The 5,668-nt window shown below is 75.1% G+C and carries 3 protein-coding genes; all 3 read left to right on the top strand.

Annotation, left to right across the window (positions count from 1 at the left end):
• Window positions 1-1,442: acyltransferase domain-containing protein (locus ACGF5C_RS34140; RefSeq protein WP_393308446.1), on the top strand; the 1,442-nt coding region annotated here is incomplete at its 5' end.
• Window positions 1,439-4,753 (top strand): amino acid adenylation domain-containing protein, encoded by a 3,315-nt coding sequence (locus ACGF5C_RS34135; RefSeq protein ID WP_393308444.1) that lies wholly within the window; start codon window positions 1,439-1,441, stop codon window positions 4,751-4,753. The genes ACGF5C_RS34140 and ACGF5C_RS34135, both read left to right, overlap by 4 nt.
• Window positions 4,731-5,668, top strand: a 938-nt coding sequence (locus ACGF5C_RS34130; RefSeq protein WP_393308442.1) for a beta-ketoacyl synthase N-terminal-like domain-containing protein, incomplete at its 3' end; no start/stop codon positions are given. The genes ACGF5C_RS34135 and ACGF5C_RS34130, both read left to right, overlap by 23 nt.

Genomic DNA, 5,668 nt, shown 5'->3' with positions numbered 1-5,668 from the left:
CCGGCGGCGGCAGCCAGTACGTCGGCATGGGCCGCCAGCTCCACGCCACCGAGCCGGTCTTCGCCGAGCACCTGGACCGCTGCGCCGACCTGGCCGCCCCCCGGCTCGGCTACGACCTGCGCGAGGCGGTGCTCGCCCCCGACGGCGACCGCCGTGCGGCGGAGATCCTCGACACCACGGCGGGCCGGCTGACCGCGCTGTTCGCGGTGGAGTACGCGCTGGCCGTGCTCTGGCAGTCGTGGGGCGTACGCGCCGAGGCCATGCTCGGGCACAGCAGCGGCGAGTACGTGGCCGCCTGCCTGGCCGGCGTCTTCGACCTCGCCGACGCCATCGACACCGTGGCCCTGCGCGGCCAGCTCATCGACCGGCTGCCCGAGGGCGCCATGCTCGCGGTCAACCTCGCCGAGCACGACGCCGCCCGGTACGCGGGCGACGACCTCGACGTCGCAGCCGTCAACGGGCCCGAGCAGACCGTGCTCTCCGGCCCGGCCGCCGCCGTCGAGGCGGCCCGGGCGGCCCTGGACGCCGACGGGGTCCGCGCCAAACTGGTCCGGGTACGCCAGGCCGCGCACACCCGGATGCTCGACCCGCTGCTGGGCGAGTTCGCGGCGCACATGGCCACCGTCACGCTGCGACCCCCGCAGGCGCGGGTCGGCTCCAACGTCACCGGCACCTGGCTCACCGCCGCGGAGGCCACCGACCCCGGCTACTGGGTGCGCCACCTGCGGGCCACCGTCCGCTTCGGCGACAACCTGCGCGCCGCCGCCGCCCTGCCGGACGCCGCGTTCCTGGAGGTCGGGCCGGGGCACGCGCTCGGCACGATGGCCCTGGCGATGAGCCGGGCGGTCGGCGCCGAGACCACCACGTCCATCGTGGCCTCCCTGCCCGCCGCCCCCGAGCAGGACGAGAACGAGACGCTGCTGAGCGCGCTGGCCCGGCTCTGGCTGGCCGGGGCGGCGATCGACTGGGCCGCCTTCTCCGCCGGCGAGCAGCGGCGCCGGGTGCCCCTGCCGACCTACCCGTTCGAGCGTCGCCGCTACAGCCTGCTCAACGGATCGACGCCCGCCGCCCCCGAGACGCCGGCGACGGCCGGGCCGAAGCACGACCGGCCCGACCTGCCCACCGAGTACGAACCACCGCGCACCGAGATCGAGGAGACCGTCGCCCAGGCGTGGCGGGAACTGCTGGGCTACCGGGAGATCGGCGTCTTCGACGACTTCCTGCTGCTGGGCGGGGACTCGCTGCTCACCGGCCGGCTGGTCGCCCGCCTCCAGGACACCTTCCAGGTCCCGATCACCGTCGCGGAGGCCTTCGCCCGGCGCACCGTCGCCCAGCAGGCCGACCTGCTCCAGGACCGGCTCCTCGCCGAGCTCGAAGGCCTCTCCGATGCCGACGCCGAACGGCTGATGAGCGAGGCGGACCCGTCGGAGGCGGGGCGATGACGGCGACCCGCGGCACCACCGCCACCTCGATCCCGCTCCGGCCCCCCGGGCGGCCCGCCCCGCTGTCGTTCCAGCAGCGCCGGCTGTGGTTCCTGGACCGGCTGGTGGGCCGGGACGCCGGCGTGCACAACATGGCGATCACGCTGCGCCTGACCGGCCCGCTCGACGTCGCGGCGCTGGACCACGCGCTGCGCCTGATCCGCACCCGGCACGAGGCGCTGCGCACGACCATCCACGACGACGGCGACGAGCCGGTCCAGGTGGTCGAGCCGGTCGACGACACCCCGATCGAGACGCTGGACCTGACGGCGGTGCCCGACGACCGGCGCCCGGCGCGACTCGACGAGACCGTCGCCGCACGCGCCCGGGAACCGTTCGACCTGCGCCGCCCGCTGATCCGTACGCTGCTGGTCCGCCTCGCCGCCGACGAGCACGTGCTGCTGGTGACGATGCACCACATCATCGCCGACGGCTGGTCCGGCGGCGTGCTGGCGCAGGAACTGGCGGAGGGCTACGCGGCCCTGCTGGCGGGGCGGCAGCCGCGGCTGCCCCACCTGCCGTTGCAGTACCCCGACTTCGCGGCCTGGCAGCGCGCGTACCTGACCGGGCCGGTCCTGGAGCGGCAGCTCGGGTACTGGCGGGACCGGCTGGCCGGCGCGCCGCTGGTGTTGGACCTGCCCACCGACCGTCCCCGGCCCGCCGTGCAGAGCCACCGCGGCGCCACCCTGCGGCTGGACCTGCCCGCCGACCTGGCCGCCGCCCTGCAACGGTTCAGCCGCGCCGAGCAGGTCAGCCCGTTCATGCTCGGCCTGGCCGTCTTCGCGGTGGTGCTGTCCCGCTGGTCCGGCCAGCAGGACCTGGTCATCGGCACGCCGGTGGCGAACCGCACCCGACCCGAGCTGGAGCACCTGTTCGGCTTCTTCGCCAACACCCTGGCCCTGCGTACGCGGCTCGACGGGGAGCCGACCCTCCGGCAGTTGCTCGACCGGGTGCGCGGCGACCTGTCGGCAGACTTCGCCCACCAGGACGTGCCGTTCGAGATGCTGGTCGACGCGCTGCACCCGGTGCGTGACCTCAGCCGGCACCCCGTCTTCCAGACCCTGTTCAGTTGGCAGGACGAGCCGATGCGGCCGTTCCGGACCGGCGAGCTGGTCGTCACGCCGATCCCGCAGCACAGCGGCAACTCCCAGTTCGACCTGTCGTTCTACGCCCACCGCACCGGCGACGACGCGGTCTTCTGCATCGTCGAGTACGCCACCGACCTGTTCGACGCCGACACCGTGCGGGGGCTGGCCGACCAGTTCGTCGTCGCGCTACGACACGCCGTGGCCGACCCCGACCGGCCGGTGGCCCGGCTGCCGCTGCTGGACGCCGCGCAGCACCACCGGGTCACCGTCGCCTGGAACGACACCGCCGTGCCGGTGCCCACCGCCTGCGTGCACGACCTCGTGACGGCGCAGGCCGCCCGCACCCCGGACGCGGTCGCGCTGACCTGCGGCGGGCGGGCGCACAGTTACCGCGAGCTGGACGAGCGGGCGGAACGGCTGGCCCACCGGCTGCGCGCGGCCGGCGCCGGCCCGGGCCGGCTGGTCGGGGTCTGCCTGCCCCGCGGCGCCGACCTGGTGGTGGCCCTGCTGGCGGTGCTGCGCTGCGGGGCGGCGTACCTGCCCCTCGACCCGGCGCACCCGGCCGGGCGGCACGCCGACCTGCTGGACGACGCCGCCGCCGAGCTGGTGGTCACCGCCGACGAGTGGGCCGACCGCTTCCCCGGCCGGCGGACGTGCCCGCCGCACGCCCCGGCCGACGACCCGGCGTCCACCACCCCGCTGCCCCCGGTCGACCCCGACGCGCCGGCCTACCTGCTGCACACCTCCGGCTCGACCGGGCGGCCGAAGGGCGTGCTGGTGCCGCACCGGGCCGTCGTCGACTTCCTGGTCGGCGTCCGGACCTGCCCGGGCCTGCTGCCGGCCGACGTGGTCCTCGCGGTCAGCACCATCTGCTTCGACATCGCGCTCTACGAGGTGCTCGCCCCCCTCACCGTCGGCGCGCACGTGGTCCTCGCCACTGAGGACGAGGTCCGCCAGGGCGACAGCCTGCGCCGGCTCGTCCGGGAGCACCGGGTGACCGTGCTCGACGGCACGCCCTCCACCTGGCGGCTGCTCGTCGGCGCCGGCTGGGCGGGCGGCGACCTGCGGCTGGCGGTCTCCACCGCGGAGGCCCTCACGCCCGAGCTCGCCGAGCAGCTGCTCGACCGGTGCCCCGAGGTCTGGAACATGTACGGCCCCACCGAGACGACGGTGTGGGCCGCCGGCCACCGCGTCCGGCGCGGCGAGCGGCCCGTCCCGATCGGCCGTCCCACCCCGAACACCCGGCTGTACGTGCTGGACGCCGCCGGCGAGCCGGTGCCGCCCGGCGTGCCGGGGGAGCTGCACGTGGGCGGCGCCGGGGTGGCGCACGGATACCTCGGCGCGCCGGCCACCACCGCCGCCCGCTTCGTGCCCGACCCGTACGGCCCGCCCGGCGCCCGGTTGTACCGGACCGGGGACGTGGTGCGGCTGCTCCCCGACGGCGTCGTCCAGTACCTCGGCCGCTCCGACAACCAGGTCAAGCTGCGCGGCTACCGCATCGAGCTGGGCGAGATCGAGGCGACGCTGCGCCGGCACCGGTCGGTCGCCGACGTGGCGGTCCTGCTGGAGGGCGCCGACCCGGTGCGCCGGCACCTGGTGGCCTACCTGGTGGGCCGGGCCGACGACGCGCCGGACGCCGCGGAACTGCGGTCGTGGTGCGCGGCCACGCTGCCCGCGTACATGGTCCCCGCCCGGTTCGTCGCGCTGCCGGCGCTGCCGCTGAACAGCAACGGCAAGGTTGACCGGCGGACCCTGGCGCAGGCGCCCGGCACGGACCTGACCGCCGGAGCCGCCGGGCCGGGCGCGCCGCTGGGGGCCACCGCCCGCCGGGTCGCCGAGGTGTGGCGCGACCTGCTGGGCCGCGACTGCGGCCCGCACGAGAACTTCTTCGACGCGGGCGGCCACTCGCTGCTCGCGGTCGAACTCCAGCGCATCCTCGCCGACCGGTTCGGCGTGGACGTGGCGCTGCTGACCATCTTCGAGGTCCCGACCATCGTCGGGCTGGCCACGTACCTCGACGCGGCGGCCGGTCCGGCCGCCGCCGCGCCGGCCGGTCCCGTACCGGCGATCGACGCGGAGTACGGCCGCCGACGGCGGTCCGCTCACCGGCTCCGGCCACGAACCGGCCCGGCCATCCACCAGCCACCGAGAGGGGAAGCCCATGACGCCGGCCCGAACCGCTGAGACCAACCCGGGCACCACCGCCGCGGACCTGCCCGAGGAACTGGAGAACGCCCTGGCGGTGGTCGGCCTGGCGGGCCGTTTCCCCGGGGCGTCGAACGTGGCGGAGTTCTGGCGGAACCTGTGCGCCGGGGTGGAGTCTGTGACGTTCTTCTCGCCGGAGGAGTTGGCGGCGGCGGGGGTGCCGGAGTCGGTGTATTCGCATCCGTCCTATGTGCCGGCGAAGGCGCGGTTGGACGGCGTGGAGTTGTTCGACGCGGAGTTCTTCGGGTTCAACGCGCACGAGGCGGAGATGACGGATCCGCAGCACCGGTTGTTCCTGGAGTGTGCGTGGGAGGCGTTGGAGGACGCGGCGTACGACCCGGCGCGTTTCCCGGGCCGCATCGGCGTCTACGCCGGCCAGTCCATGAACACGTACTCGCTCTACAACATGATGCGCAATCCCGCGCTGGCGCAGGCGTTCTACCTCGACTACCTGCCCATGATGATCAGCTCCAACGACGACTTCCTGGCCACGCGGGTCGCGTACAAGTTGGACCTGCACGGCCCCGCGATGACGATCCAGACGGCGTGCTCGACGGGGCTGGTGGCGATCCACCAGGCGTGCCAGTCGCTGCTGGCGGGGGAGTGCGACATGGCGCTGGCCGGCGGCGTCGGGGTGAAGATCCCGGAGAACGTCGGCCACGTCTACCGCGAGGGCACCGGCCTGTCCCCGGACGGGCACTGCCGGGCCTTCGACCGCAACGCGAGCGGGATCGTCGGCGGCAGCGGCGTGGGTGTCGTGGTGTTGCGGCGGTTGGCGGATGCGGTGGCGGCGGGGGACGTGGTGCATGCGGTGGTGCGGGGTTCGGCGGTGAACAACGACGGTGGTGGTAAGGCGGGGTTTACGGCGCCGTCTGCGGTGGGTCAGGCGCAGGT

Source organism: Micromonospora sp. NPDC047620 (assembly GCF_043205005.1).
Classification (GTDB): Bacteria; Actinomycetota; Actinomycetes; order Mycobacteriales; family Micromonosporaceae; genus Micromonospora.
Note: the sequence above shows the minus strand (reverse complement) of the source record. Positions and strands in the feature narration are given on the sequence as shown.